The following is a 23,994-nucleotide window of genomic DNA, read 5'->3' on the forward strand; positions in this document are numbered from 1 at the left end:
AGATGTTGCTAGCCAATTGGCACGGGGGCGACAAGGGTGGACTTGGCCGCTGGCGCTTCTGAGGCTATCAGAACTGCATGGCACGAGCACGCAAACGCGGAATTTGGCGGGCGATCCGCATTTTGATCGGCGCGCTCGCCGTGCTGGGGGCAATTCCGTTGGTGCTGACGCCGGCCTATATCTTCATCGACCCTGTCTCGGTGCCGATGATAGAGCGCTATCTCACCGGGCGGCCCGTGGTGCGCCAGTGGCGCGATATCGATGCAATCTCCGACCGGCTGAAGGCCTCGATCATTCTCTCCGAGGACGGGCAGTTCTGCCGGCACTGGGGGATAGATGTGGGCGCCCTTCGGGAAGAGCTGGACAATGTGCTCAGGGGCCGGCCGGCGCGCGGGGCCTCGACCATCACCATGCAGGTGGCGCGAAATCTCTTTCTCACCAACCACCCCAATCATTTTCGCAAGGCGCTGGAAATCCCGCTGGCGCTCTATATCGACCTCGTCATGCCCAAGAAGCGGATCATGGAGATCTATCTCAACATCGCCGAATGGGGGCCAGAGGGAGAGTTCGGGATCGAAGCAGGGGCGCGAAGGGCGTTCGGGCGCGAGCCGCAAAATCTGGACTGGCGGACGGCGTCGCTTCTGGCGGTGACATTGCCCAATCCGCTTCTGCGCAACCCGGCCCGGCCGAATAATGGGCTTAGCCGGATCGCGGGGATCGTCGAGGATCGGGCTCGCCAATATGGGGAGCGGGCGTCCTGTGTCGGCGAGAACGGACGGCTGGCGCTCTAGAGCATTTCACCGCGTCGTTGACGCGGTGAAATCACTCCAAGTCCTTGTTTTGTCGCGCTTCCGAACCGGAAAAGTGGTGTCCACTTTTCCTGGAAACGCTCTAGGCGTCGTCGCCGCCGCCGTGTTCGCGCACGATTGGGGTTTGAGGGGCCGGCGGCTGCTCATGGGGGCGGCCAAAATCAGGGGCGGCCGTTTCCTGGCCCGCATTGATGATCGAGCGGCGGATGGCGCGGGTGCGGGTGAAGAGGTCTTCCAGGGCAGGACCGTCGCCCACGCGCACGGCGCGCTGCAGCATGGAGAGATCCTCGAGGAAGCGGCCGAGCATTTCGAGAACCGCATCGCGATTGGTCAGGAAAATGTCCCGCCACATGACCGGATCGGAGGCGGCGATGCGGGTGAAATCGCGAAAGCCCGATGCGGAGAACTTGATGACTTCGGACTGCGTAGCGGTTTCGAGATCAGCCACGGTGCCCACGATATTATAGGCGACGAGATGGGGGATGTGGCTGGTAATGGCCAAAACCATGTCGTGATGGCCCGCTTCCATGCATTCGACCATCGAACCCATTGCCTTCCAGAAGGCGACGAGCTTTTCCGTTGCCTCGGGCGGCACTTCCGGGCCGGGCGTGAGCACGCACCAACGGCCGGCAAAGAGCTCAGGGAAGCCGGCGGAAGGGCCGGAATGCTCGGTTCCGGCTATGGGATGGCCGGGAATGAAATGAACGCCGGCGGGGACGTGTGGGCCGACGACCTTGAGCACATGCTCCTTGACCGAGCCGACATCGGAAAGAATGGCGCCCGGCTCCAGAGCAGGGCCAATTGCCTTCGCCAGGCTGTCATAGGCGCCGACCGGGGCGCAGAGAATCACGAGGTCGGCACCGCGAACCGCCTCGGCCGCATCGAGCGTGTAGATGTCCCCCAGGCCAAGTTCGCGGGCTTCGTCCAGCGTTTCCTGGCGGCGGGTAGCGATGGAAATGGTCTCGACCAGTCCTTGACGACGGGCGGCCAGGGCGATGGAGGAGCCGATAAGGCCGATGCCGATCAGCGCCAGCTTGCGAAAATGTGCACTCATCAGCCAGCCACCATGGATTTGAGGATCGTCGCCACGGCGCGCATGTCTGCCTCGGTGCCGATGGAGATGCGCAGGCCCGTGGGAATGGAATAGGACTGGCCGATCTCGCGGACGATGTAGCCGGCGTCCATCAGTGTCGAGAAGGCTTTTGCGGCAAGGGCTTCATCGGCGAAGAGGGCCATGACGAAATTGGCCTGGCTGGGCACGATGCGGATCTGGTTGGAATTGAGTTCGGCAACCAGCCAGTCGCGCCAGCTTGCATTGTGCTCGCGCAGCTTGACGGTGAACTCGACGTCCCGTGCCGCCGCCGCACCCGCCAGCTGGGCCGGCAGATTGACGTTGAAGGGCCCGCGAATGCGGTTCAGCGCGTCGATCAGATGGTCCGGCCCGTAGAGCCAGCCAATGCGCAGGGCTGCGAGGCCCATCTTGGAGAAGGTGCGGACCATGACGACGTTATTCGCCTCGGCGACGAGGTCGGCGCCGATGGAGAAATCGGCGGCGGTGACATATTCGGCATAGGCGTTGTCGACGACAAGAAGGATGTCCGGGCGCAGGCCGGCATGGAGCCGCCTGACTTCGCTGTCGGAAATATAGGTGCCGGTAGGGTTGTTCGGATTGGCCAGCCAGACGATTTTGGTGCGCGGCGTCACCGCTGCGAGCAGAGCGTCGACATCTGCGGTGTAGTCGTTCTCGTCGGCAAGCACGATGCTCGCACCGGCCGCGCGGGTAACGATGGGATAGACCGAAAAGCCGTAGCGGTTCATGACCGCCTCGTCGCCCTCGCCGAGATAGCACTGGGCCAGAAGGTGCAGCAAATCGTCCGATCCATTGCCGCAGACGATCAGGGCGGGGTCGAGGCCATGCACTTCGCCCAGCGCTTCGCGGAGGAGACGGGACCCACCATCGGGATAGATCTCGAGCCTGGTCGCGACGCCGGAATAGGCCTCGATAGCCTTGGGGCTGGCGCCCAGCGGGCTCTCATTGGACGAGAGCTTGACGGCATGGGTGCCCGGTGCGGCGGATTTTCCCGGCACATAGGGGGCAATGTCGAGGATGCCGGGCTGCGGCTGGGGATGGTTCGGAAGGGACATGTCTGGTTCGCGCAGGCAAGGAAAAGCCGGGCGGACCATAGTGAAAGCCGAAGCCAAAGGCAAAACTTCTATGCGGCGCGAGGCGAGTGCAACGCTTTTGCAAAAGCCCCCGGTTGGCCGGGGGGCTGGAGTATCGTCAGGATTGGAGGAAAGCCGCGAGCTCTGGTTCGGGCACAAGCGTCACCGAGGCGCCAAGCTGCTCGAGCTGCGCCAACCGATCGGCTGAGGGCATGTCGCGATAGGCGAGCACGGTTTCGACGCCGGCCAGTGATGGCTCGAAGGGCATATCCTTGAGGTTTTGCGGCAGGGTGGCGTCAATGGCTACGACCCTTTGCACCTTGTCGGGGAAAAACGACGCGGCAATCAGCGCCACGAAACCGCCTTCGCCCGCTCCGAGCAGACCGATCTTGCGCTGGCCATAGCGCTCGAACGTCTCCTCGATCAGCAGTTCAAGCTGATAGAGGCCGTCGCCCAGGGTCGACAATTCCGGCTGGTCGAGGGGGCCGATGTACCAGAAATAGCCCTTGGTGATGCCACTGCCGCCAGCGGACTGGGCACGCGGCGAGCGTATGGCGATTTTCGTGGTTTCGTCGCCCAGAAGTTCGCCGAGAGCCTCGGCGCTTTCCATGACTTCAAAACGGTCATGGAGGATGAGAAACGGCGCGCCGTCGGGCGCGCCTGTCCGGATTGTGTGGAGAAAGCTGCGGGACACTTACTCGGTGACCTCGCAAGCGCTGATCCAGCCCAGGACCGCGTCGATCTCGGCCTGCTTCAGGCTTCCGGCGGGCGGCATCTGTGTGCCGACACCGCCAACGGATTCGTGGGTGCCGAGAAGCTTGTGTGCCAGATAGCTGAGTTCGGTGTCGCCGGGCGTGACGCGCGGCATGTCCGGCAGCTCGGCGCTGGCGATATTGACGAGATAGTCGTAGCCCGAGCCCTTCTGGAACGAAACGCCGGAGCCGGGGGATGCATTGTTGTGGCAAGCCACGCACTTCTTGGACAAGACCGGCTCGGCCTCGGCGGTATAGGTTTCGAGGCATGTTGCGGCAAAGGCGGCCGAACTGCCGATGATCATGAACGCGGTGGTTGCCGCCAGGCGAAGCGTCTTCATCTTCTGCTCCTTGGTGATCCGGGGCCGGACCGGCCGACCCCGGAGGTTGGTTTGTCTCAAGCCTGCTTGGCGGCGTGTTCGCCGGCTATGTAGCCAAAGGTGATGCCGAGGCCGAGCGTGCCGCCACCGCCAAGATAGCTCTTGCCCGAGGGCGAGGCCGAAGCGTTGCCGGCGACATAGAGACCGGGGATCGGCTCGTCGCGCACGTTCAGAACCTGAGCGTTGACGTCGAATACCGGGCCACCCTTGGTGTCCAGTGTGCCCGCGCCGAGCAGAACCGCGTAGTACGGCCCTTCGTCTGCAATCGGCGCCATGTAGGGGCTTGGCAGGCCGCGATCGTATGGAACGGCGTGGAAGTAGGCATCGATCGGGGCTTCACCGCGGTGGAAGTCCTCGTCCTTGCCGGCGATGGCAAACCCGTTATAGCGCTCGATGGTGGCCTTGAGGCTTTCAAGGAAGTCGTCGGCGAGCTTGTAGGTACCCAACTGCTCGGCCAGCGAGTCGAAGCGCGCCTGGATGTTCGCGGTCAGCTCTTCGAGATTATTGCCGGTGATCACATAGGCCGGCAGGTCAGCGCCAACCTTGGGGATCATGTTGCCCGGCATCTTGCGGGCTTCTTCGTCGAAGATGAAGATCTGGTAGAGGTTCGGATAGTCGCCGCGCCACTGATCGTATACCTGGTGCGACCGCGTACGCTCCGGATAGACGTATTTCTCGTCATACATGCGCTTGCCGTACTTGTTCACCGAGATCGAGCTGTCGCCGCCCTGGAAGAACACGCCCGACGGAACGCTCGAGAACTGAAGCACTTCTTCGAGCACGACCTGCTGGTTCCAGGCTTCGTTGAGGTTGCCCAGCTTGACGCCCAGTTCGGCCGACATGTTGATGAGGTCACCCTCATTGGTCGGCACGGCGCAGCCGCCCATGACCGGGGTGCGCAGGAACTGCGTGCGCATGTGATGGTTGTGAGTGAAGCCACCCGTGCCGAAGATCACGCCCTTCTTGGCGCGGATGCGGGTGGTGCCTTCGGGAGTGTCGACTTCGACGCCGACGACGCGACCGGTGTCATCCTTGATGATGCGGCTGACCCGGTTCTCGGTGCGGATGTCGCCGCCCTTTTCCTCGACATAGGCCGACATGAACTCGATCATGTGCGCGCCAAAACCGGTCTGGCCGTCATTGTTGACGGCGATCTGGCGGCCACGGATGTCGTTATTCTCGGCGATCTGGCCATGATAGTCGGGGGCCGGCTTGCCGTCCCAGGAGAGGAAGGTGAAGACAGGCAGCGCGCCTTCGTCGTTGAGTGTGTGGAACACCCGGGCGGCATTGTCCCAGAATGCATTGAGCTGGGCCCAATGGTGATCGGTCATGCCGAACTGGGGGTGGTTGTCCCGGTAGAGTTCGGGGAAGGACACGCGCGATACGTAGCGCAGGAAGTCTTCCTTGTTGTCCTTATAGCCGTGCGCTTCCATCCAGCGGTTATTGGGGACCCAGGAGCCGCCGCCAGACTTTCCGGTGGTGCCGCCGATGAAGGCCGCCTTCTCGAGAACGACGACGCTTGCGCCATTGTCCAGTGCGCCAATGGCACCGGCGAGAGCGGCGCCACCCGAGCCCGCCACAACGACGTCGAACTCTTCGTCCCATTCCTGCGCCTGGGCGCTGGTCACGGTAACCGCACCGAGTGCAGTGCTTGCTGCGCCGAGACCGGCGGCCTTCATGAACCCGCGACGGGACACGCGACTCTTTTCAGTAGACACGAACTTTCCTCCTTGGACTGCACTTGGACGTGCGTGTTGTATCATAGGATACAAAACATCTAGTCCAAACTTGTATGCAAGGAAACAAGTTTCTGATCGTGCGTGTGCGGCATGGCGCGTTTGGAAAATTTTCCGTTAGCGGTTAGTAGAGGCGGGCAATCGCTCCAGGGGGTGCCATGGCCGACCAAGACGCGAATACCAATCGAGGTAATGAGCCCCAGATTGCCCCGCTGGATCGGCGCGCGGACACGATGTATCGCATCCACGAGGTGTCGCGGCTGATCAGTGTTTACTTCGATCGGCTCGTGGCCATGAAAGGAATTACGCGGGCCCAGTGGACCGCAATTATGCATGTGAGCCAGAACCCTGGCTCAACGCAAACCGAATTGGCGGCCATAATGCAGTTGGGGCGTGCGGCGGCGGGAAAGATGTTTGATCGCCTTGAGGAAAAGGGCTGGATCGAGCGGCGCGCGGATGAAAACGACAGTCGCCTGCGCCGGGTTTATTCGGCGGAGGCCACCGAGGTGCTGCTCGGCTTCATACCCGAGGCGGCAGGCCAGCTTTATGACGAGTTCTACAAGGGGATGAGCGAGGAGCAGATCGAGATGCTCTACTCCGCGCTTATCCAGATGCGGGACAATGGCAACAGGGCGCTCGGCAAGGATGGCGCCGTCGCCCCGGAACAGGACGACTAGGCCGAGCCGGACTGGCCGGCCTCGGCCTGTCGCGCGGTGGCAGTGGACAGGCCCGGAAGACGCACGAAACGCTCTGCCCGCTTGCGGCGCGGGATGGCCGGGAAGGCTTCCTTGCGGGCCCGAACGCAGATGACCCCGCTCATGGCCGGGCCAAGCAGGCGCCCCAGCCTTTCAAAGAGCCGGGTGGATCGCAGCACGAGTGACATCTGCACCGGCGGCACGAAGAGGGCATCGCGCCAGGCTTCGGGCACGAAACTGTGGTCGCGCAGCAGCTTTTCGAGCTGGCCGGCGGAGTAGGGATTGCCCTGTCCGAACGGGTTGTCGTCGCGCTGAGCCCAGATGCCGCGGCGCCTTGGCACGACCAGCAGCAGATGACCGTTGGGCGCGGTGATGCGCCAGAGTTCGCGCATCAGTTCTTCGGCGTCGGCGACGTGTTCGAGCGCATGAACGGCAATGGTCAGGTCGATCGCCGAATCGGTCAGCGGCATTTCCAGGGGATCGCAGAGGACCGTATGGGACGGCCCCTCACGCGGCCAGGCCGAAGCCCCCTGACGGGCGGGCATGAAGGCCAGGACCCGTTCCGCCCGCTCGAGCGCAAAGCGCATATAGGGTGTGGCAAAGCCGAGGCCCATGACGCGCTTGCCCCTGAGATCGCCGGCCAGGGTCATGACGTGTTCGCGCACAAGGGCCCGCGAAATCCTGCCCAGGGGTGATCGGTAATAAGCAATCAGGCGCGTGACATCGCTGGTCATGCCTCAATCTAGCCAAAGCTTGCGGGGCTTGTCCAATGGGAGGTTGTTTTCGCCGAGACGGTTGCCTAGCTTCTGGCCAATCGAAAAATGAGTTTGAAAGACAGGAGTTTGGTTATGGCCTCGATCGTGGATGTGTTTCCCGCGCGCAGCGACAATTATGGCTATCTGGTGCATGACGAGGCCAGCGGACGCACCGCTGCCATCGATGCGCCCGAGGCCGCAGCCATTCGCAACGCCCTGCAGCGCCGCGGCTGGACGCTGACCGATATCCTGATCACCCACCATCACGTCGATCATGTCGAGGCCATTGCCGAACTCAAGGCGGCGTTCGGTGCGCGGGTGGTCGGGCCCCGGGCGGAGGCAGACAAGATCGAGGGCCTCGATGAGCTGGTGGGGGATGGCGACAGGGTTCGAATTGGGGACACCGAGTTTGCGGTGATGGCCGCCCCGGGCCATACGCTGGGCCATATCGTTTTTCACGATGCGGTGGGACAGCGACTGTTCTCGGCCGATGCACTGTTCTCGCTCGGCGTGGGGCGGATGTTCGAGGGAACCCCTGGCCCGATGTGGGAAGGGGTCCGGCGCCTGCGCGAACTGCCGGATGAAACCATGGTCTATTGCGGGCACGAATACACTGAATCCAATGCCAAATTTGCCCTGAGCATCGACCCTGACAATACTGCGCTGCAGGCCCGGGCGGCCGAGGTGGGCGCATTGCGCGCCGAGGGCAAGCCGACCATTCCGTTCAATCTGGGCGAAGATAAAAAGGCCAATCCGTTCCTGCGAGCCGATGCTCCGGAGCTGGCTCGCTTTTACGGGCTCGAGGGCAAAGATGCCGGAGAGGTGTTCGGCGCCATCCGCAAGGGCAAGGATAATTTCTGAGGTCCGCCAGACGAATCACTGACAATCGGCAACCACGATGCAAGGGCCGCGTTGGTCCTGGCGTGGTGCCGATTTTGTAACTTTGGGGTCGCATTTCGTTAACAGAATGTTAACATCTGGCACGCGCCTTGCTCCTTAAGGGGCATAGGGATGGTTCGAGTGTTCCAAAGCGGGACGGTCGAGCCAAAACAGGACAGGCGAGCCCAGGAATGCCCGACTTCGAAACAGATCGTCCAGGAATGCCCGTGCCGCTGACCATCACGCTGGAGCGGCCTTCGCTGGTGCGCACCGCACCCAGCGCGGCATTTGTCAGCCAATTGCTCGCGGCGCGTGATCGGCTGCCGCCGCAGCGCGATCGTCGGATGGCGAGCCTCGACCGGGCACTCGGCGCCTATGCACAGGGTGGGCGAATCACCCAGCGCCGGATGCCGCAGGGTTTTCGAAAGATGATCGTGGCCTGAGGGCAGGTCCTGGTCGCCGGAGAGGCGACCGGGAACGGCTCAATTCATCGACACGTCGCGGCTGGCGCTGGTGATGGACACTGTAAAGCCGGCGACCACGTCGATCAGGCTCATTACCATCAGAAGAAAAAACACCGAGCTCGAGGCGGCGCCGACGAGCAGGAATTCCACCAGGAAGACCACAAAGACCACCATTGAGAGCATGTGCTCGATGATGGAATTGCGCGCCGTGCCGGTGGACTTCAGCACTTCGAAAAACAAGAGCACGATGCCGACCACCAGCAGCAGATCGCCGGCGGTAATGGCCCATGGCATGCCCGAAGGCATGGGCAGCGAGAACATGCCAAAGGCCCAATTGGCGGGATTGCCGCCAAAGAACAGAAATACCACGAGATTATAGAGCACCAGCGGCACCACCAGCAGGGGCACGATGAAGCCGTTGCTGCGCCGTGGGGCAGGACGGCTGGGCAGGATCACGGTCTCGGTCATGCTCGAACTCTCCGAATGGAGCCTCACCATGCCAGAGGAATTTGGCGGGCGGAAGGGGAGGGGCCAGAGCGGGTTGCTGCAGTCCGGCCCCTGCGGGTTGAGGTGGTATCGACCTATTGCTGTTGCTGCTGGTTGCCCTGGTCCTGGGAACCCTGCTGGCTGCCGTTGTTGCCGCCGCCACCATTGCCGCCGCCGCCAGCGCCCGTTCCAGCCCCTGTGTCCGTTCCGGTGCCAGTGCCAGTGCCAGTGTCGGGATCCGGCGGGGTCACGGTGCCAGTCCCGGGACCAGGTTGAGTTTCAGTTTCGGTTACCGGCTCGGCTTCCGGTTCCGGTACTGGGTCCGTGCCGGTCCCGGCGCCTGTCCCGCTGCCATTGTCAACGACCGGGGCGCTCCCCTCGATGCTCGGCGATCGTGACTCAGCCTCCGTCTCGGTCTCGGCCATCAGCCGCAAGCTTTCCTCGGGAAGGTTCAATATGGTTTCGCCCGGCTCCGACAGGAAGCAACCGCCTCCGGCCGCGCCGATGGCAAGGATTGCGAGCAGTTTGGCTCCGGTGGGGACCGGGCTGGCTTTTGCATTGTCGTTATTCATGGTGTCATTCCTTGCGGTTGCCCGCGGGGATACATGAATATAAAGCACTGTCATATCACAAATTTTGGCAATCCATTCATGACCAAGCCTTTCCGCAGCCCGTCAACGGCATGGGTGATTTTCGGCCTGCGCGCACTGGCAGCCATAGGCTCTTCGGCAATCTTCGGCTTGGTCGTGACCAGCGACGCGGCCGGAATCGACCTGCCGGCGGCCATTCTGGCGGGCCTGGTCTTCGGTGTTTTTTTTGTCGGGGGCACCGGCTATCGGATCATCCGCGCCGTATGGATGCGCGCGCTCGTGGCCGCGCCCGCTTCGTGGTCCGGCGCCACTGCGGCATCCGCCATCGCCTGCACTCTTGGCGCCTTGGGTTTGATGGCGATCGGCCATGACCCTGCGCGACTGCTGCTCGGCTACGCGCTCGCCATCAACTTTGCCTATCTCGCCGTCAAGGTGAGTTGCGCCCTTGCGGGCTGCTGCCACGCCGAGATCAGGCCAGGCAAATGGATATGGGCGCTGCGGCCGGTTGAAATCGGCGCGACGATGTTCGTCCTCGCGGCGACCGGCGCGCTCTGGTTTGCCGATCCCGGTGTGGGCGCCCTGGCGGGCCTTTCCGGCCATATGCTGTTGCGGCTGTTTTCCCGGAGAATGCGGGGGCGCTGGTCGAGCGGCTGGCCGCCTCTCAGTCAGCCGGGGGCCGAACTCGCACCGCTGCAGGTTCTGACCCTGATTGCGCTTCTTCTCACCATCTGGCCTGCATGAGCAATTGGGCGCCGCCATCGCCGGCGCCCGCCCTACTCTCAGCCCTGAACCGCGGCCCCCGGGAGTGACGGCACATTGGGCGAGGGTTTCCTGCGGGCGGCGTTCTGGGTGAGAAAGGAGATCGCCGCGAGGACAAGGCCCAGCAGGGCAGGGAAGTAGCCGCCATCACCGACATTGAGATGGGCAGACGCGGCCAGCAGCAGGTGGAACAGGATGCCGGCATAAGCCAGGTCGCTCAGGCGGACCGAGACGCGGCTGAGAATGGCGAGTGGCGCGGCGATTTTGGCCACGATCAGCACGGTCACCAGATAGGCGGGATAGCCGAAATGGGCGAAACCCTCTTCGATGAGCGGGCGCTGGAGCAGATACATCACCGCGCCGGAGGCATAGATCAGGCACAACAGAGCCGTGCTGATCCAATAGGCTATCCTGGCAAAATTCATCGCGCTGTTTCCTTTGGCTGTCGTGCCGGTATTTATTGTGCGGCATCAGCTATTTGAGAGCAAGGCCTCGAGGCTGTCATAGACGATTTCAAAACCGTCGGTCATGCCCATCTCGATGGCAGCGGCGCGAGCAGCGGCGTCGGCATAGCGCATCACCATGGTCATGCGCGTGCCGCCCTCATGGGCGACGAGATCGGTGGTGATCGTCGTGCCCGAAGTTTCGTCGCCGTTGAAATATTCGACATGGGTCATGTGCCGGGGCGCGTCGACGGCGATGATCGGCCCGGAAAAGAAGAACAGGACGCCCTCGGGGCCGGACCACTCGTAGTGAAAGCTGCCGCCGGGGCGCAGATCCATCTCGCAGCGGGTCATGGTGTCCTTCGAGGCCATCCATTGCGGGATCAGCGTCGGGTCGGTCATGGCGCGCCAGACGCGGGCCGGCGCATGAGAAAAACTGCGGCGGACGATAATATCGGTCTCGCCGACCTGGCTCACCTGCAAAGGGGCGATGTCCAATTGCTTGTTCATTCCTGGCTCCTTTCTGCGTCCCCGGCACTCCCGTCATCCTCGGGGAGCGCATCTAGTACGGCATCGAGTTTTTGGAACTGTGCCTCCCACAGGGCACGGTAGCGGCCCAACCAGTCCCACAGTTCGGCGACGGCGGCGGGGTTGAGGCTGCGGGGGCGGGCGGTGCCATCGATGCGGGTCTGGACCAGCCCGGCCTCTTCCAGCACTTTGAGATGCCGACTGATCGCCGGCTGGCTGATGGAAAAAGGACGCGCCAGATCCTGGACGGAGGCCTCGCCTTGGGCGAGCCTCTCGATGAGCGCGCGTCTCGTCGGATCTGCAAGGGCGGCAAAGGATCGATCGAGGTCAGACATATCGCACATCCGTTATAGAATAAGAACAATATATAGCAAATCGGTTATATAAGCAAGTGCGGTGTTTGCCGCGATCGCCGTTGATGCCTTGGGTTCTGAGGGTGGAGCGCGAAAGCTCCTGGACTTCGTCAGGAGCGTTGGCGGCTGCGCTCGCCGGCCGGGCCCGACAGAGCTCTCGTCAGGCCGGGCCTGACGGAACCCTCGTCTTCACGGGGGTGTTCCCCAGAGGTGATGACCAGGAGAGCCGGATGAACCCGTTTGTCGATGTGTGGAATGATGTGGCGACCTCGTTCGAGGCGACGCCGCCGCTGGTGGCGGCAGCGCGGCTGATCCTGGCGGTTGTGCTGGGTGGATTGATCGGGCTCGAGCGGGAGGCCAATTCCCGCAGTGCGGGGCTGAGGACCCATATCCTGATCTCGATGGGGGCGTGCCTCTTTGCGCTGCTGGCCTTCGAGATCATCGAATTTTCCGCCGATATCGAGGGCGAGCACTCGGCGGATCCGCTGCGACTCATCAGCTCGGTCACCTCCGGCGTGGCGTTCCTGGCAGCCGGTTCGATCCTCGTTTCCGGTGGCAAGGTCATGGGACTGACGACGGGGGCGGGCATGTGGATGGCCGGCGCGATCGGGCTGGCCTGTGGCATCGGCAAGATCGGGCTCGCGGTGATGGCGTGTGTATTGGTGCTGATCACGCTGTCGGTCATCGGGGCGGCGAAGAAGAAGCTTCCGGGAGCCGCCATGGCTGAGGATGAGAGCAGGTGATTTGCCCAATCCCTTCGAGGGGTGTTCAATCGGGGCGTGCTGGATCGTCATGTAGACGAAGCCCGGACGCGATGGACCGGGCAGCGCAGTGGAGGAATTCATGCAACAGGCCAAGAACATCGTCTGCATCTGGTATGACAAGGAGGCTGAGGAGGCCGCCCGCTTCTACGCCCAGACCTTCCCCGACACCCATGTGGGCAAGGTCAGCCGGGCTCCCAGCGACAATCCCTCGGGCAAGGAAGGGGACGTGCTGACCGTCGAGTTTTCGGTCATGGGCATACCCTGCATCGGGCTCAATGGCGGCCCGGCTTTCAAGCACACCGAAGCCTTTTCAATGCAGGTGACGACAGACAGCCAGGAAGAGACCGACCGCTATTGGGACGCCATTGTGGGCAATGGCGGGCAGGAGAGCATGTGTGGCTGGTGCCGGGACAAATGGGGCATTTCCTGGCAGATCACGCCGCGCGCCCTGTCCGAAGCCATGGCGGCGGGCGGCGCGGAGGCCAAGCGGGCCTTCGAGGCGATGATGAATATGAAGAAAATCGATGTCGCAGCGATCGAGGCTGCGCGGCGGGGGTAGCGGCAGGGTTTTTGCCGGGCGAAGCCCCCACCCTCAATCCCTCCCCACAAGGGGGAGGGAGGCGCTAGAGCCGATAGGCCCTTCAGACGACGGCACATGTGAAAACACCTCCCCGGGGGGAGGTGTTTTACGACAGCATCAGTCATGCGCTCCGTCTGAGCACAAACTACTTCTTGAGGTTGAGCGGGCCGACCATCTGTTCGGGCTTGACCTCGGCGTCGAATTCTTCGCCGGTGAGCAGGCCCAGCTCGATTGCCGTCTCGCGCAGCGTCGAGCCGTTCTTGTGGGCGGTCTTGGCGATCTTGGCGGCGTTGTCGTAGCCGATCTTGCGGTTGAGCGCGGTGACCAGCATGAGCGACTGGTCGACCAGCTGCTTGATGCGCTTGTGGTCCGGCTGGATGCCGATGGCGCAATTGTCGTTGAACGACTTGGCCGCGTCGGCGAGGAGGCGGACGGACTGCAGGAAATTATAGGCGATGACGGGCTTGAAGACGTTGAGCTCGAAATTGCCCTGGGACGCGGCAAAGCCGATGGCGGCGTCATTGCCCATCACCTGGGCGACGACCATGGTCATGGCCTCGGACTGGGTCGGATTGACCTTGCCGGGCATGATCGAAGAGCCGGGCTCGTTCTCGGGAATGGTGATTTCACCGAGGCCCGAACGCGGGCCGGAAGCGAGCCAGCGCACGTCATTGGCGATCTTCATGAAAGCTACGGCGAGTTGCTTCAGTGCGCCCGAGGTGCCGACGAAGGCGTCGTGGCCGGCGAGCAGGGCGAACTTGTTGGGGCCGGTGACGAAGTCATGGCCGGTGAGGTCGGCGATTTCCTTGGCCACGGCCACGGCATAGTCGGGATGGGCATTAAGGCCCGTGCCGACGGCGGTGCCGCCGAGGGCCAGTTCCTTGAGCTGGGGCATACTGGCCTTGATGGCGGCCAGCGCGTAGTCGATCTGAGCCACCCAGCCGGAGATTTCCTGGCCCAGGGTCAGCGGGGTCGCGTCCTGGAGATGGGTGCGGCCGATCTTGACCACATCCATGAATTCTTCCGACTTCGCGGCCAGCGTGTCGCGTAGGAGGCCAACGCGTTCGTAGAGATAGTTTTCCACCGCTTCCACGGCCGCGATGTGCATGGCGGTCGGGTAGGTGTCGTTGGAGGACTGGCTCATATTGACGTGGTCATTGGGGTGCACGGGCTTTTTCGAACCCATGGTGCCGCCGGCCATCTCGATGGCGCGGTTGGAGATGACCTCGTTGACGTTCATGTTGGACTGGGTGCCCGAACCTGTCTGCCAGACGACCAGCGGGAAATGATCGGCGAGCTTGCCGGCAATCACTTCGTCGGCGGCGGCGACGATGAGGTCGCGGGTAGCTTCGTCCATGAGGCCGAGCTTGGTATTGGCGAGGGCTGCGGCCTTCTTGAGAATGCCGAAGGCGCGGACGATCTCGGTGGGCATCTTTTCCCCGCCGATGTCGAAGTTCATCAGGCTGCGGGCCGTCTGCGCGCCGTAATATTTGTCGGTCGGCACATTGATGGTGCCCATGGTGTCCGATTCAACGCGCGTGGTCATGCCTGGCTCTCCAAAGCTGCTGCCGCTTCTTTTGGCGGGGGGAGGGTAAAACAAAACGGCCGACCCTTGTGCAGGATCGGCCGCGAAATTTTCAATTCGAGCGCATCAGCGCCGCAAGCCCCGGGGCTTACTTCTTGACGGCGAGAATCTGACGGCCGCGATACATGCCGGTCTTGAGATCGACGTGGTGCGGACGGCGCAGCTCGCCCGAATCCTTGTCTTCCACATATGTGGGGTTTGCGAGAGCGTCAGCCGAGCGACGGAAGCCGCGCTTCATCGGCGAGGTCTTGCGTTTTGGAACTGCCATGGTCCGGTCCTTCCGAATTCAATTATTTTCCGCCGCCGCGAGACGGCTCAGAGATCTCGTCTCTGATGGGGGATTGGCGCGGTCTATAGATGACTTGCCGGGTTTTGGCAACACGAGTCAGTGCGGGATTTGCGATGAGCGCGACAGGCGCTGCGCCTTTTTCCGGCGGCCGGCTCCGTCGTGCCGGTCATCCCCCAATTCGCGCGGGAGGAGGGGGATGACCTTTGGTGGCTTGCCACCCTTGCCCAGGGCGATCCTTGGCCTAGAACAGAGGCGGGATGGCGCCGAGGGGGACGAGGCCGGAAGAGACTGTCCCGGCGCGGAAATTGACCTGATTGACGTGGCGCCCATCATTGCCGGGAACGCCGAGCACGAGGGTGCGCCAGGGCTCCTCGATCATCGGGCCGATGCGCTCGGCAACGCCATGGGAGGTGATGTCGATCTGGCCATTGAGCAGGCCGGCCTCGTCGAGCATGAGGTTGCCATTGGCTTCGAGATCGGAGCCTGCGTCCTTGGAGCGCAGCGCGATGGCGTCGAGCCGGCCGCCGGCGCGCTGCCATGTCGGCAGCAGGGTTGCGGTGTCGATGTCGCGCAGATCGTCCGGGAGGCGGGTGATTTCGCTCTCAAGCTCGATATCGGCGGCCTGGACTGCGGCGCCGGGGAAATCGAGGGCGGTGGTGCGGGCGTAGAGGGCAAGATCGGCCAGGCCCTCTTGGGCGTCGTGGCGCTCGGGGATGTCGAGCAGATGCATTTCCACAGTGCCGGCGCGAGCGATCAGCGCATCGCCGAAGAGCAAATCGTTCCAGCTCACATTGGTGCCGACGATGGACAGGCGGGCAATGCGCCAATTGTCGACCCGCAGGCTGGCTTCGAGACCATCCCAGGACAGGGCGGAGCGCTGGCCGGTGAAGGCGTCCGAAATCTCGGCGGCACCGCGCGCCGACGCAATCAGATGGGTGGGGCGGTACACGACCGCGCTGGCGCGCACTTCGGGGATTTCGACCATGACATCGCCCGAAACGATCACGGCGTCGGTGCAATCAATGTCGATATTGAAGGGATAGCCGCCCATGCCCAGTGTGGCACAGGTGAGCTGGGGACTGGTTTCGCCATCGGCAAAGGCGAGGGCCTCGACCTGCTGGCGGATCTGGCCGGTGACAAAATACCAGCCTGCCGTCCAGGCGATGACGAGGAGGAGGACGATCGAGCCCAGAATAATGATTCGCTTCTTCATCGTTCTCTTCTATCTTTGCGGACGCCGGGGCAAAAGCGGATTGCTTGACGCAGCGGTTCGGGCGCAAACTGGCAGGCGCCCGTTGGGCCAGGACCAGGCTGGCATGGATTTGTGATGCAGGACTTTACCGAAAACCAGTCTCATTGGGTGTTTGGATACGGATCGCTGATCTGGAATCCGGGCTTTGTGCACACAAGCGCGCAATTGGGATTGCTGCGTGGCGCGCATCGCTCGCTCTCGATCATTTCGCACCATCATCGCGGCACCCAGGAGCGGCCGGGGCTCGTGTTCGGACTGACGCGGGGCGGCTCGTGCCGCGGCATGGTTTTCGAGGTGGCGGCGGCTGACTGGCCGGCGGTACGGGCCTATCTCGAAGAGCGTGAGCAGGTGACCTCGGTCTATCGCGACGTGATGCGGCCGGTTCGGCTCGATGACGGCCGAAGGGTATCCGCGCTGGCCTTTCTGGTGGATGAACGGCACGCGCAGTTTGCCGGGGCGCTCAGCCTCGAGCAGCAGGCAGAGATGGTGCTGGCAGGGGTAGGGATCTCCGGGCGCAATGTCGACTATGTGGTCAATACGGCCCGGCATCTGCAACTATTGGGCATTCGCGATCGCATGCTCGATCAACTGGTGGCGCAGTTGGGAGAAAAGGCGGCCGAAGGTCAGGCCGCCTGAGCCGAGGCCGAAGCAGCGGGGCCGCCGCCTTCAAGATCAACAATGGTCGAAAGCCGCTCGCCCTCTTCGGTCGGGGCCGTGAGGCGGATGATGCTCTGCGCCTCGCCAAGGGCGCGGCGGAACCGGGTACGGCTGAGCGGATCGGCGACAAGTTCGGCTGTCGATCCCACCCACAGCACCGCCTTGGCGCCAGCGATCAGGTAGAGATGATTTTCCCGAAGCGTAAAGCCGTCGAGGCTTTCCGACACGATGCCATAGAGGCGGCCGGAAACGCCTTGCCAGCTCGTGGCGTGGTCGGCGGAATGGGCGTCGCTATTTGGCATCGGGCTGTTCCTCCTTTGATGGAGCGGAACAAAAGTGGAACGGAAAAGCGAATCAGTCAAGACAACTTCGCTAGCGCACTAGATGTATGGTGTCTCATACAATTTATGTCAATATTTAGTAGTCTGGCGATCCTTGAGCGCCTGAATGCGCTCGGCGAGGCCGGGATCAACGGGGCGATCGAGTCCTTGTTCCACCGCTTCGAGCACTAATTCGTCAGTGCTCTCTTCGATCGCAGCGCGCAATTGGAGAAGGAATATGTCGGGAGCAAGGCCGGGCTGGATCGGCGGCAGGAAGCGCGCCTTGGCTTTTCCGGGCCAGATCACGGGGGAGTTGCGTCCCCAGAAAAGGCCTGAATTGAGCGCCACAGGCACGACCGGCACGTTCAGTTCGCGATAGAGCCGGACGATCCCCTGCCGGTAGTCCGGTGGGGCGAGGGCGGCCTTGCGCGTGCCCTCGGGGAAGATGACGATGCGGCAACCGCGCTCGATGGCGCTGTGGGCCTGCGCCATCATCAGGGGGATGGCTTCCGAGCCCCGCTGCCGGTCAACCTCGATGCAGTCGAGCGAACGGGCGGCCCAGCCGAAGAAGGGGATGCGCATCAGCTCCTTCTTGACGATATAGGCGGGCCGGCCAGTGTGGGGGAAGATGGCAAAGACGTCCCAATCGGACTGGTGCTTGGCCGCGATGATGCAGCCGCCCTCCGGGATGTTCTCGACACCTGTCACTTCGGTGCCGACCCCGGCTATGGTGCGCAGGAAGGCGATATTGGAGGCGCACCAATAGCGCGCCAGATGCCAGCTGAGGCGGGTGCGGCCCGCCACGAGGCCGATCGTTCCGATGATGATGGCGATGATCGCCGTCTGCCCGATAAAGACCAGGTAGAAAAGGGCGGTCCGTATCGCCTGGATAGCCGTCTTGATGGTCATATATCCTCCCGACACCCTGGGGCGCCCCTTTTCATAGCCTCAGCATTTCGGCTTGGCGAGAGCGGGGAGGGCTCAGGAGGCTTCGCTGAGATAGCGCCGAACGGTAACGCGCGAGGTGATTGCGGTGAGGACGGCGATCACCGGCACGACGAGGGCGGTGAGGATCATGCCATCCACCCCGAGCACGAACTGGCCGAAGAGCACGCCCATCTGGGCCGTCGCCTCGTGGGGCAGGACGCTGCCGGCGGCCGCGCCGATGGCCGCAAAGAAAAGCGTTGCCAATACTGCGCCCAAAAGCCCGCCCTGCAGGCCAATGGACAGGAACCGCCCCTGGAACTCGCCGGCAATGAATTTGTTGGAGGCGCCAATGAAGTGCAGCACGTCGACGATTTCGCGGTTCGAGGCCATGGCGCCGCGCGTGGCGAAGACGATGGCGAGGACGGTGGCCACTCCGATCAGCCCGAGGACGAGCAGGCCGGACAAGACGACCGTGCCGGCCATGGTGTTGAGCTGCTGGCGCCAGGCGGCGTGGGTATCGAGGCTGGCTCCCTTGATGGCGCCCAGATTGCGCTCCAGCGAAGCGATATCGGCATCGACCGGATCGGCCAGTTGCACGACGACAAGGCGCGGGATGGCAATGACGGAAAGGTCGAGGCCGGCGCCGAGCCAGGGCTGGAGCAGGGCCTGGCTCTCCTCGATGGTGAGGGCGCGCGCGCCCGAAACGCCGGGCGTGGCCTGGGCGAGGGAAACGGCGGTGCGCAGATTGCTTTCCATCACCTCGCCTTCGACGGGGCGCAGCTGGATGGTGAGTTCGCGCCCGACATCGGCCGACCAGGCGATGGCCGATTTCTGGACAAGCACGACGCCGCCCAGGGTAACGGCGGACAAAAAGCTCATAATGGTGATGAGCAGCAGGAGCGTGCGGCCGGCGACGCTTTTTTCGGGGACGATGGGGGCGCCGCCGCTGCGACGCGGGATGGGCAGCCAATGGGGCAGTCGCGACAGCAGGGTCTTAGTCATGAATGGTCAACTCCCCCTTGTTGAGCACCATGCGCGGATAGGGGAAGCGATCGAGCAGGGGCAGTTCATGCGTGGCCAGAATGATGGTCATGCCCAGGGTGCGATTGAGCTCGGCAAAGAGATGGACCAGCCGGCTCGACAGATCGGGATCGACATTGCCGGTAGGCTCGTCGGCGAGCAGCACTTTGGGGCGGGCGATGACGGCGCGGGCAATGGCGGCGCGCTGCTTTTCACCGCCGGAGAGAACCGTGGGCAGGGCGTGCATGCGCTCGCCGAGGCCAACCCATTCGAGCAGCTCGGTGACATTGGGCCGGTATTCGCTCTCCGGCTGGCCAAGGACGCGCAGGGGCAGCGCCACATTTTCGAAAGTGGTCAGATGATCGAGAAGGCGAAATTCCTGGAAGACGATGCCGATATGGCGGCGCATCTGCAGGAGCTGGTCATGGGTGAGCTGGCCGACATCCTCGCCGAACATGGTGACATTGCCGCGGCTGGGCTTCAGCGACAGCAGCAACAGGCGCAGCAGGCTGGTCTTGCCCGAGCCGGACGGGCCGGTGAGGAAGTGGAACGAGCCGGGCTCGATGGAAAAGGACAGGTCCCTCAGGATCTCCGGGCCATTGCCGTAACGCAGGCCCACGTCGGAAAATTCGATCAAGGACGGGTGCTCCCCAGCTTGTCCGGTGGTGTTGGCGCCGTGCGCGAATCAGGTGGCGCCCATCATAGCAGCGACGGGCCGCCATCGCGGCATCGGCCTGCCGCTTTGGACGGGGGAAAGCGGCACAATTGTGATCGTGGGGTCGGTTTGAGGAGTATTAACCGGACCGGGGATAGGGTTGGGGCCTGTTAACGGGACCTGTTTCTCCGATCCAATGATTATCACCTGCCCCAATTGCCAGACGAAATATCAGGTGACCTACGAAGCCATCGGCTCGGTAGGGCGCAAGGTGCAGTGCGCCAGCTGTCAGCAATCCTGGCAGCAGCGGCCGCCTGCGCCGATGGTCTCGCCAGAGCCCGAATCGGATCAGCTGTTCGAGGAAATCGCCGAAGATGCGCTCGACGAGGCGCTGCAGGCCGAACAGCGCGAAGCGGCACAGCAGGAGGCCGAGGAGCGGCGCGCCCGCAGATTGGCCGAAAGAGCCCAGGAACCGGAAAAAAAGAAAAAGACCGCCGACGCGGCCGAGTTGCGCAAGCGCCAGCAGGCCTTTTCGCGGCGCCAGACCGCCATGTTCTCGAGCCTGCCCATGGCGCGCATGCGCCGGACGGCGCGGATCGTGGCCGGCGGGCTCCTGGCCTGCATAGTGGGTCTCGGCTTTTTCGGCCGGGTGCAGATCGTGGAGCGCTATCCGGACCTGGCGGGGCTCTATTCAGCCGTGGGGCTGGGGGTCAATGTGGTGGGGCTGGACCTGGCGCAATTGCAATCGAGCCGCAGCGTTGCCGAGGGCAAGGAAGCGCTCGCCGTTTCGGCCCAGATCGTGGGGATGATGTCCGACCCGGTGGCCGTGCCGCCCGTATTGGTGAGCCTGCTCGATGCCGAGGATCGCACGGTCTATGAGTGGATCGTCTCGCCGCGCGTGCGCGACCTGATGGCGGGGGAGCGGGCGACGTTCGATACACGCCTGTCGCTGCCGCCGAGTGAGGCGGTGCGGGTGCGCCTCAGCTTTACCAATGGCCGGGCCGCGCGTGGTTCTGCCAACGAACCCAACCAGGCCGGTCCGCGCGAGGACAGCGCGGCTCCCCAACACGCTCCGGCCGTTTCCTCGCAGCCGCAAATTCCAGCGCACTGAGTTTTGGTGGCCCATGCGGGCCGCATGATGGCATGATTTTGCGGCCTGCGGGACGCACGCATTTTTTCAGGAGACCCCATGGCCCGCATTCTTGTTGCAGAAGACGATCCGTCGGTTCGCGCCTTCGTGGTCACTGCGCTGACGATGAAGGGCCATGAGGTCGTGGCCGAAGAAGATGGTGGCCTGGCGGCCGAAACCGCGGATGCGGAAAACGGCCGGTTCGACCTCATGCTGTCCGACATCAAGATGCCGGTGATGGACGGGATCGCGCTGGCCCTGCATGTGGGCGCTGCCTATCCCGAGATCACCATCGTGCTGATGACCGGCTTTGCCGACCAGCGCGAGCGGGCCCATGGGCTAGACGCGCTGATCTATGACGTGATCACCAAGCCGTTCACCCTGGCCGACCTCCTGGCCAAGGTTGAGGACGCGCTCGAGGGGCGGCCGGTGGAAGTTGTCTCGATTGCCCGCAAGGGGCTGGAGCACTAGCGCCGGTCACGCTGCCCTGGCGGTCGCCAGGGCGTGCACGGTCTCCGCCACGGCCTGCTCGAAAGGCGTGGTAGCGTCGGGTCCGAGCATGGCATCGAGCCGCGGATCGACCAGCTCCATCTCGTTGTCCCACAGATAGCGCATGCGGAAGAGATCGCGCATCACCGGGTTGACGAGGCCCGCAGCGCGGATCATCCACCACGGGAAGGGCCTCACCGAAAGCCGCCGACCGAGGCCCGCCTCTATGGCCGCCATGATCTGGCGGTGGGAAATCCAGTGGCCGGCAAAATGGAAGTTTTTGAACTTGCCCAGCGCCTGCCGCTTCTCGGCGAGGGTGACGAAAGCCCGACCGAGATCGGGCAGATAGGCCCATGAATGGCGCAGATCGAGCGCGCCGAGGTGATAGACGCGATCGCGGGCGAGATGCATCAGCATGGCCTGGCCGTACCAGTCGTCGGCATTGCCGCCGCCGTAGAAATCGCCCGCGCGCAGGATGAGGATTTGGAAGCCGGCTTTTTCCGCCGCCTCGGCGAGCATGGTTTCGAGCCGGATGCGGATCGTGCCGCGGGGCTGTTCGCCCTCCTGTCGGAGCGCGGGCGAGATGGTGCGGTCGGCGGCCCGATAATTGTAGATGGTGCCTGGGAAAATGAGGGTCTTGCCCGTGCCGGCCATGGCGTCGAGCACGACCTGCAGCTGGGCCTCGGCCCGGCCATTGCCCCATTGGTCATAGCGCAGGTGCAGGCCATGGACCACGACATCGGCATCGGCGATGGCGCGCCGGACAATGGCGAGGTCATTGGCGTCGCCGGCGATGAATGTCGTGCCGGGGACGGGCTTGCGATTGGCGCGGCCAAGGCCGGTGACGGACCAGCCCGCCGCGGCGAAAGCGACCATGGCGGCGTGACCGAGATGACCGTTACTGCCGAGAATAGTGACTTTGGATCTGTCTGAGAATGAGGTCATCTTACCTGTCCGATGCGACCGAGATGGGTGATGGAAAAGCTGTCGGGAGATTTGAGGCCATAGCCGAGCATGCGGTCGAAGCCGGAATGGGCAAGGACCAGCGCCCCGACGCCGACCAGGGGCGGCATGGAGATCGCGATCCCGAGGGCCAGAAGGACGATGCCGAGGGCATAGATGTGCGCGCCATTGTAGAAGGCGGCGCCGTATCGCGGCCCGAGGAGATAGCCGAGGAAGGTGAGGTCGGGACTGAAGAAGACCAGCAGAGCCGCCCACCATTGGAGGCCTGAATCGGCGTGCCAGAACAGGGCGAGCCCCGCCAGAAAGACCAGTGCGCCCTCAATGCGCTGCGAGGTGACTGCGTATTGCATTTTTGTTCCCCTTGATTGCTGAAGCCTATAATCGACGCTACAGATGCGTATGGCGATTGACTGAATTCAGGTGTCGGGTATTCAAATATGAATGGGGAGCCGGATTGGGCGCTGTGGCGCAGCTTTGCGGGGGTCGTGGAGCAGGGCTCGCTCTCGGGCGCGGCGCGGGCGCTGGGTCTCAGCCAGCCGACGGTCGGACGCCATATCGAGACGCTCGAAGGCCAGCTCGGCCTAGCCCTCTTTGACCGGACGCTCGCCGGGCTCAAGCCCAATGAGGAGGCGCTGCGGCTTTATGAGCCGGTCAAGACCGCACAGGCGGCGTTGGCCGAAGCGACGATCCTGGCCCAGGGGGCGCAGCAGGCCATGGGCGGCACGGTGCGGCTGACGGCCAGCGCCATGATTTCAAATTATGTGCTGCCGGGCGTATTGGTCAGCGTGCGGGCGCTCCATCCCTCCATCGCGCTTGAAATCGTCCCCTCCGATTCGGCCGAGAACCTGCTCATGCGCGAAGCCGATATTGCCCTGCGCATGTTCCGACCGACGCAATTGGAGCTCGTGACACGCCATATCGGCGATATTGCCATGGTGGCGGTGGCCCATGAGCGCTATCTGGCGCGCCGCGGCCGGCCGACCAGTCTTGCGGAATTATGGACCCATGACCTCATCGGGTTCGACCGCTCGGACGCCATTATCGCCCATGCCCGCAGCCTCGGCTTCGCCATCGGCCGGGACAATTTTCCGCTGCGTTCGGACAGCCAGACTCATTTGTGGGAATTGGTGCGCGCCGGGCTCGGCATCGGGTTCGGGCAGGAAAATCTGGCCCGCGCGACCCCCGGGCTGGTGGTGCTTCCGATCGCGCTCAAGGTGCCGCCCCTGCCGCTATGGCTGACCACGCACAGGGAGTTGTTCACCTCGCATCGGATTCGTGCCATCTATGATGCTGTCGCGGCGGGACTGAGCGACTATATCAAGAACAGTTCAACCTCCTCCGGGAGTCGTTAGGCGCTATGCAAACACTTCTCAACATCGCCATTGCCCTCGCCCTTTTGTTCGTCGTCATCGTGCTCGGCATGGGACTTTGGAACATGCTCAAGGGCGGGCCGGGCAATACCAGCCAGAAACTCATGAGACTGCGCGTCATCGGGCAGGGCATCGCCCTGATCTTCCTGATGGGGGCGCTGTTCTTTTTCGGTAATGGTGGCGGCGGCAGCTAAAGCCGTTC

General features: G+C 63.3%; 32 protein-coding genes. 12 read left to right on the forward strand and 20 right to left on the reverse strand.

Annotated elements, in window-relative coordinates:
* Positions 1 to 77 precede the first annotated feature (77 nt).
* Positions 78 to 791, forward strand: a complete 714-nt coding sequence (locus N0P34_RS02420) for a transglycosylase domain-containing protein (protein ID WP_275605437.1) — start codon at positions 78 to 80, stop codon at positions 789 to 791.
* 100 nt (positions 792 to 891) lie between these two features.
* On the opposite strand, the gene N0P34_RS02425 is transcribed toward N0P34_RS02420, so the two are convergent.
* The 5 genes from N0P34_RS02425 to N0P34_RS02445 all read right to left on the reverse strand — a co-directional run bounded on the left by N0P34_RS02425 (position 892) and on the right by N0P34_RS02445 (position 5,822).
* Positions 892 to 1,863 (reverse strand): prephenate/arogenate dehydrogenase family protein, encoded by a 972-nt coding sequence (locus tag N0P34_RS02425; RefSeq protein WP_275605438.1) that lies wholly within the window; start codon positions 1,861 to 1,863, stop codon positions 892 to 894.
* A complete protein-coding gene (gene hisC / locus N0P34_RS02430) occupies positions 1,863 to 2,954 on the reverse strand; it encodes a histidinol-phosphate transaminase (RefSeq protein WP_275605439.1) in 1,092 nt (363 codons plus the stop codon). The genes N0P34_RS02425 and hisC overlap by 1 nt, the downstream gene beginning before the upstream one ends.
* A gap of 136 nt (positions 2,955 to 3,090) precedes the next feature.
* Positions 3,091 to 3,666 (reverse strand): hypothetical protein, encoded by a 576-nt coding sequence (locus N0P34_RS02435; protein ID WP_275605440.1) that lies wholly within the window; start codon positions 3,664 to 3,666, stop codon positions 3,091 to 3,093.
* Entirely contained in the window at positions 3,667 to 4,065 is a 399-nt protein-coding gene (locus N0P34_RS02440; protein WP_275605441.1) for a hypothetical protein, read from the reverse strand.
* 56 nt (positions 4,066 to 4,121) lie between these two features.
* Complete coding sequence (locus N0P34_RS02445; RefSeq protein WP_275605442.1) at positions 4,122 to 5,822, reverse strand: FAD-dependent oxidoreductase; 1,701 nt, start codon at positions 5,820 to 5,822, stop codon at positions 4,122 to 4,124.
* A 176-nt stretch (positions 5,823 to 5,998) separates the two neighbouring features.
* Here N0P34_RS02445 and N0P34_RS02450 point away from each other — a divergent pair, with 176 nt between their 5' ends.
* Complete coding sequence (locus N0P34_RS02450; protein WP_275605443.1) at positions 5,999 to 6,517, forward strand: MarR family transcriptional regulator; 519 nt, start codon at positions 5,999 to 6,001, stop codon at positions 6,515 to 6,517.
* Here N0P34_RS02450 and N0P34_RS02455 read toward each other — a convergent pair.
* Positions 6,514 to 7,269, reverse strand: coding sequence for a methyltransferase domain-containing protein (locus N0P34_RS02455; protein WP_275605444.1), 756 nt, complete (start codon positions 7,267 to 7,269; stop codon positions 6,514 to 6,516). The two genes, N0P34_RS02450 and N0P34_RS02455, sit on opposite strands and share 4 nt — an antisense overlap.
* Before the next feature lie 114 nt (positions 7,270 to 7,383).
* Here N0P34_RS02455 and gloB point away from each other — a divergent pair, with 114 nt between their 5' ends.
* Both gloB and N0P34_RS02465 read left to right on the forward strand, forming a co-directional pair.
* The gene (gene gloB, locus N0P34_RS02460; RefSeq protein ID WP_275605445.1) at positions 7,384 to 8,151 is read left to right on the forward strand and encodes a hydroxyacylglutathione hydrolase; all 768 of its coding nucleotides are present in this window, start codon (positions 7,384 to 7,386) and stop codon (positions 8,149 to 8,151) included.
* Positions 8,152 to 8,360: 209 nt separating this feature from the next.
* Positions 8,361 to 8,612, forward strand: a complete 252-nt coding sequence (locus tag N0P34_RS02465; protein ID WP_275605446.1) for a hypothetical protein — start codon at positions 8,361 to 8,363, stop codon at positions 8,610 to 8,612.
* Between the two features lie 39 nt (positions 8,613 to 8,651).
* Here the strand turns inward: N0P34_RS02465 and N0P34_RS02470 are convergent, their stop codons facing one another.
* Together N0P34_RS02470 and N0P34_RS02475 are read right to left on the reverse strand one after the other, a co-directional pair.
* Positions 8,652 to 9,101 carry a hypothetical protein gene (locus N0P34_RS02470; protein ID WP_275605447.1) on the reverse strand — a complete coding sequence of 150 codons (450 nt, stop codon included), beginning with the start codon at positions 9,099 to 9,101 and terminating at the stop codon, positions 8,652 to 8,654.
* A 113-nt stretch (positions 9,102 to 9,214) separates the two neighbouring features.
* Positions 9,215 to 9,691: a hypothetical protein gene (locus tag N0P34_RS02475; RefSeq protein ID WP_275605448.1), complete on the reverse strand. Its 477-nt coding sequence runs from the start codon at positions 9,689 to 9,691 to the stop codon at positions 9,215 to 9,217.
* Between the two features lie 78 nt (positions 9,692 to 9,769).
* On the opposite strand from N0P34_RS02475, the gene N0P34_RS02480 reads away from it, so the two are divergent.
* Positions 9,770 to 10,450, forward strand: a complete 681-nt coding sequence (locus N0P34_RS02480) for a hypothetical protein (protein WP_275605449.1) — start codon at positions 9,770 to 9,772, stop codon at positions 10,448 to 10,450.
* Positions 10,451 to 10,488: 38 nt separating this feature from the next.
* Here the strand turns inward: N0P34_RS02480 and N0P34_RS02485 are convergent, their stop codons facing one another.
* Genes N0P34_RS02485 through N0P34_RS02495 form a run of 3 tightly spaced genes read right to left on the reverse strand, consistent with a single transcriptional unit; the run spans position 10,489 to position 11,774 of the window.
* Entirely contained in the window at positions 10,489 to 10,893 is a 405-nt protein-coding gene (locus tag N0P34_RS02485; protein ID WP_275605450.1) for a DoxX family protein, read from the reverse strand.
* Positions 10,894 to 10,938: 45 nt separating this feature from the next.
* Positions 10,939 to 11,421 (reverse strand): SRPBCC domain-containing protein, encoded by a 483-nt coding sequence (locus N0P34_RS02490; protein ID WP_275605451.1) that lies wholly within the window; start codon positions 11,419 to 11,421, stop codon positions 10,939 to 10,941.
* Positions 11,418 to 11,774: a metalloregulator ArsR/SmtB family transcription factor gene (locus N0P34_RS02495; protein ID WP_275605452.1), complete on the reverse strand. Its 357-nt coding sequence runs from the start codon at positions 11,772 to 11,774 to the stop codon at positions 11,418 to 11,420. The genes N0P34_RS02490 and N0P34_RS02495 overlap by 4 nt, the downstream gene beginning before the upstream one ends.
* A gap of 248 nt (positions 11,775 to 12,022) precedes the next feature.
* Here N0P34_RS02495 and N0P34_RS02500 point away from each other — a divergent pair, with 248 nt between their 5' ends.
* Both N0P34_RS02500 and N0P34_RS02505 read left to right on the forward strand, forming a co-directional pair.
* The gene (locus N0P34_RS02500; RefSeq protein WP_275605453.1) at positions 12,023 to 12,535 is read left to right on the forward strand and encodes an MgtC/SapB family protein; all 513 of its coding nucleotides are present in this window, start codon (positions 12,023 to 12,025) and stop codon (positions 12,533 to 12,535) included.
* Positions 12,536 to 12,635: 100 nt separating this feature from the next.
* Complete coding sequence (locus tag N0P34_RS02505) at positions 12,636 to 13,115, forward strand: VOC family protein (protein WP_275605454.1); 480 nt, start codon at positions 12,636 to 12,638, stop codon at positions 13,113 to 13,115.
* Between the two features lie 166 nt (positions 13,116 to 13,281).
* On the opposite strand, the gene fumC is transcribed toward N0P34_RS02505, so the two are convergent.
* The 3 genes from fumC to N0P34_RS02520 form a co-directional block, all read right to left on the reverse strand.
* Entirely contained in the window at positions 13,282 to 14,682 is a 1,401-nt protein-coding gene (gene fumC / locus N0P34_RS02510) for a class II fumarate hydratase (RefSeq protein ID WP_275605455.1), read from the reverse strand.
* A gap of 127 nt (positions 14,683 to 14,809) precedes the next feature.
* Positions 14,810 to 14,989 carry a 50S ribosomal protein L32 gene (gene rpmF / locus N0P34_RS02515; RefSeq protein ID WP_275605456.1) on the reverse strand — a complete coding sequence of 60 codons (180 nt, stop codon included), beginning with the start codon at positions 14,987 to 14,989 and terminating at the stop codon, positions 14,810 to 14,812.
* A gap of 262 nt (positions 14,990 to 15,251) precedes the next feature.
* Positions 15,252 to 16,223: a DUF2125 domain-containing protein gene (locus N0P34_RS02520; RefSeq protein ID WP_275605457.1), complete on the reverse strand. Its 972-nt coding sequence runs from the start codon at positions 16,221 to 16,223 to the stop codon at positions 15,252 to 15,254.
* A 114-nt stretch (positions 16,224 to 16,337) separates the two neighbouring features.
* Here N0P34_RS02520 and N0P34_RS02525 point away from each other — a divergent pair, with 114 nt between their 5' ends.
* Positions 16,338 to 16,898 carry a gamma-glutamylcyclotransferase gene (locus N0P34_RS02525; RefSeq protein WP_275605458.1) on the forward strand — a complete coding sequence of 187 codons (561 nt, stop codon included), beginning with the start codon at positions 16,338 to 16,340 and terminating at the stop codon, positions 16,896 to 16,898.
* Here the strand turns inward: N0P34_RS02525 and N0P34_RS02530 are convergent.
* The 4 genes from N0P34_RS02530 to ftsE form a co-directional block, all read right to left on the reverse strand.
* Entirely contained in the window at positions 16,886 to 17,221 is a 336-nt protein-coding gene (locus tag N0P34_RS02530; protein ID WP_275605459.1) for a hypothetical protein, read from the reverse strand. The two genes, N0P34_RS02525 and N0P34_RS02530, sit on opposite strands and share 13 nt — an antisense overlap.
* Positions 17,222 to 17,329: 108 nt before the next feature.
* Positions 17,330 to 18,148, reverse strand: coding sequence for a lysophospholipid acyltransferase family protein (locus tag N0P34_RS02535; protein ID WP_275605460.1), 819 nt, complete (start codon positions 18,146 to 18,148; stop codon positions 17,330 to 17,332).
* A 72-nt stretch (positions 18,149 to 18,220) separates the two neighbouring features.
* Positions 18,221 to 19,168 (reverse strand): ABC transporter permease, encoded by a 948-nt coding sequence (locus tag N0P34_RS02540; RefSeq protein ID WP_275605461.1) that lies wholly within the window; start codon positions 19,166 to 19,168, stop codon positions 18,221 to 18,223.
* Positions 19,161 to 19,823, reverse strand: a complete 663-nt coding sequence (gene ftsE / locus N0P34_RS02545; protein ID WP_275605462.1) for a cell division ATP-binding protein FtsE — start codon at positions 19,821 to 19,823, stop codon at positions 19,161 to 19,163. The genes N0P34_RS02540 and ftsE overlap by 8 nt, the downstream gene beginning before the upstream one ends.
* A 214-nt stretch (positions 19,824 to 20,037) precedes the next feature.
* Here ftsE and N0P34_RS02550 point away from each other — a divergent pair, with 214 nt between their 5' ends.
* Both N0P34_RS02550 and N0P34_RS02555 read left to right on the forward strand, forming a co-directional pair.
* Positions 20,038 to 20,952 (forward strand): zinc-ribbon domain-containing protein, encoded by a 915-nt coding sequence (locus N0P34_RS02550; RefSeq protein WP_275605463.1) that lies wholly within the window; start codon positions 20,038 to 20,040, stop codon positions 20,950 to 20,952.
* A gap of 78 nt (positions 20,953 to 21,030) precedes the next feature.
* Positions 21,031 to 21,441, forward strand: coding sequence for a response regulator (locus N0P34_RS02555; RefSeq protein WP_275605464.1), 411 nt, complete (start codon positions 21,031 to 21,033; stop codon positions 21,439 to 21,441).
* Between the two features lie 6 nt (positions 21,442 to 21,447).
* On the opposite strand, the gene N0P34_RS02560 is transcribed toward N0P34_RS02555, so the two are convergent.
* Both N0P34_RS02560 and N0P34_RS02565 read right to left on the reverse strand, forming a co-directional pair.
* Complete coding sequence (locus tag N0P34_RS02560; RefSeq protein WP_275605465.1) at positions 21,448 to 22,404, reverse strand: NAD-dependent epimerase/dehydratase family protein; 957 nt, start codon at positions 22,402 to 22,404, stop codon at positions 21,448 to 21,450.
* Positions 22,401 to 22,772, reverse strand: coding sequence for a DUF4260 domain-containing protein (locus N0P34_RS02565; RefSeq protein ID WP_275605466.1), 372 nt, complete (start codon positions 22,770 to 22,772; stop codon positions 22,401 to 22,403). The genes N0P34_RS02560 and N0P34_RS02565 overlap by 4 nt, the downstream gene beginning before the upstream one ends.
* An 87-nt stretch (positions 22,773 to 22,859) precedes the next feature.
* On the opposite strand from N0P34_RS02565, the gene N0P34_RS02570 reads away from it, so the two are divergent.
* Entirely contained in the window at positions 22,860 to 23,774 is a 915-nt protein-coding gene (locus N0P34_RS02570) for a LysR family transcriptional regulator (RefSeq protein ID WP_275605467.1), read from the forward strand.
* A 5-nt stretch (positions 23,775 to 23,779) separates the two neighbouring features.
* Positions 23,780 to 23,986, forward strand: coding sequence for a twin transmembrane helix small protein (locus N0P34_RS02575; protein ID WP_275605468.1), 207 nt, complete (start codon positions 23,780 to 23,782; stop codon positions 23,984 to 23,986).
* Positions 23,987 to 23,994: the final 8 nt, after the last annotated feature.

The organism is Devosia sp. FJ2-5-3 (genome assembly GCF_029201545.1).
Classification (GTDB): Bacteria; Pseudomonadota; Alphaproteobacteria; order Rhizobiales; family Devosiaceae; genus Devosia.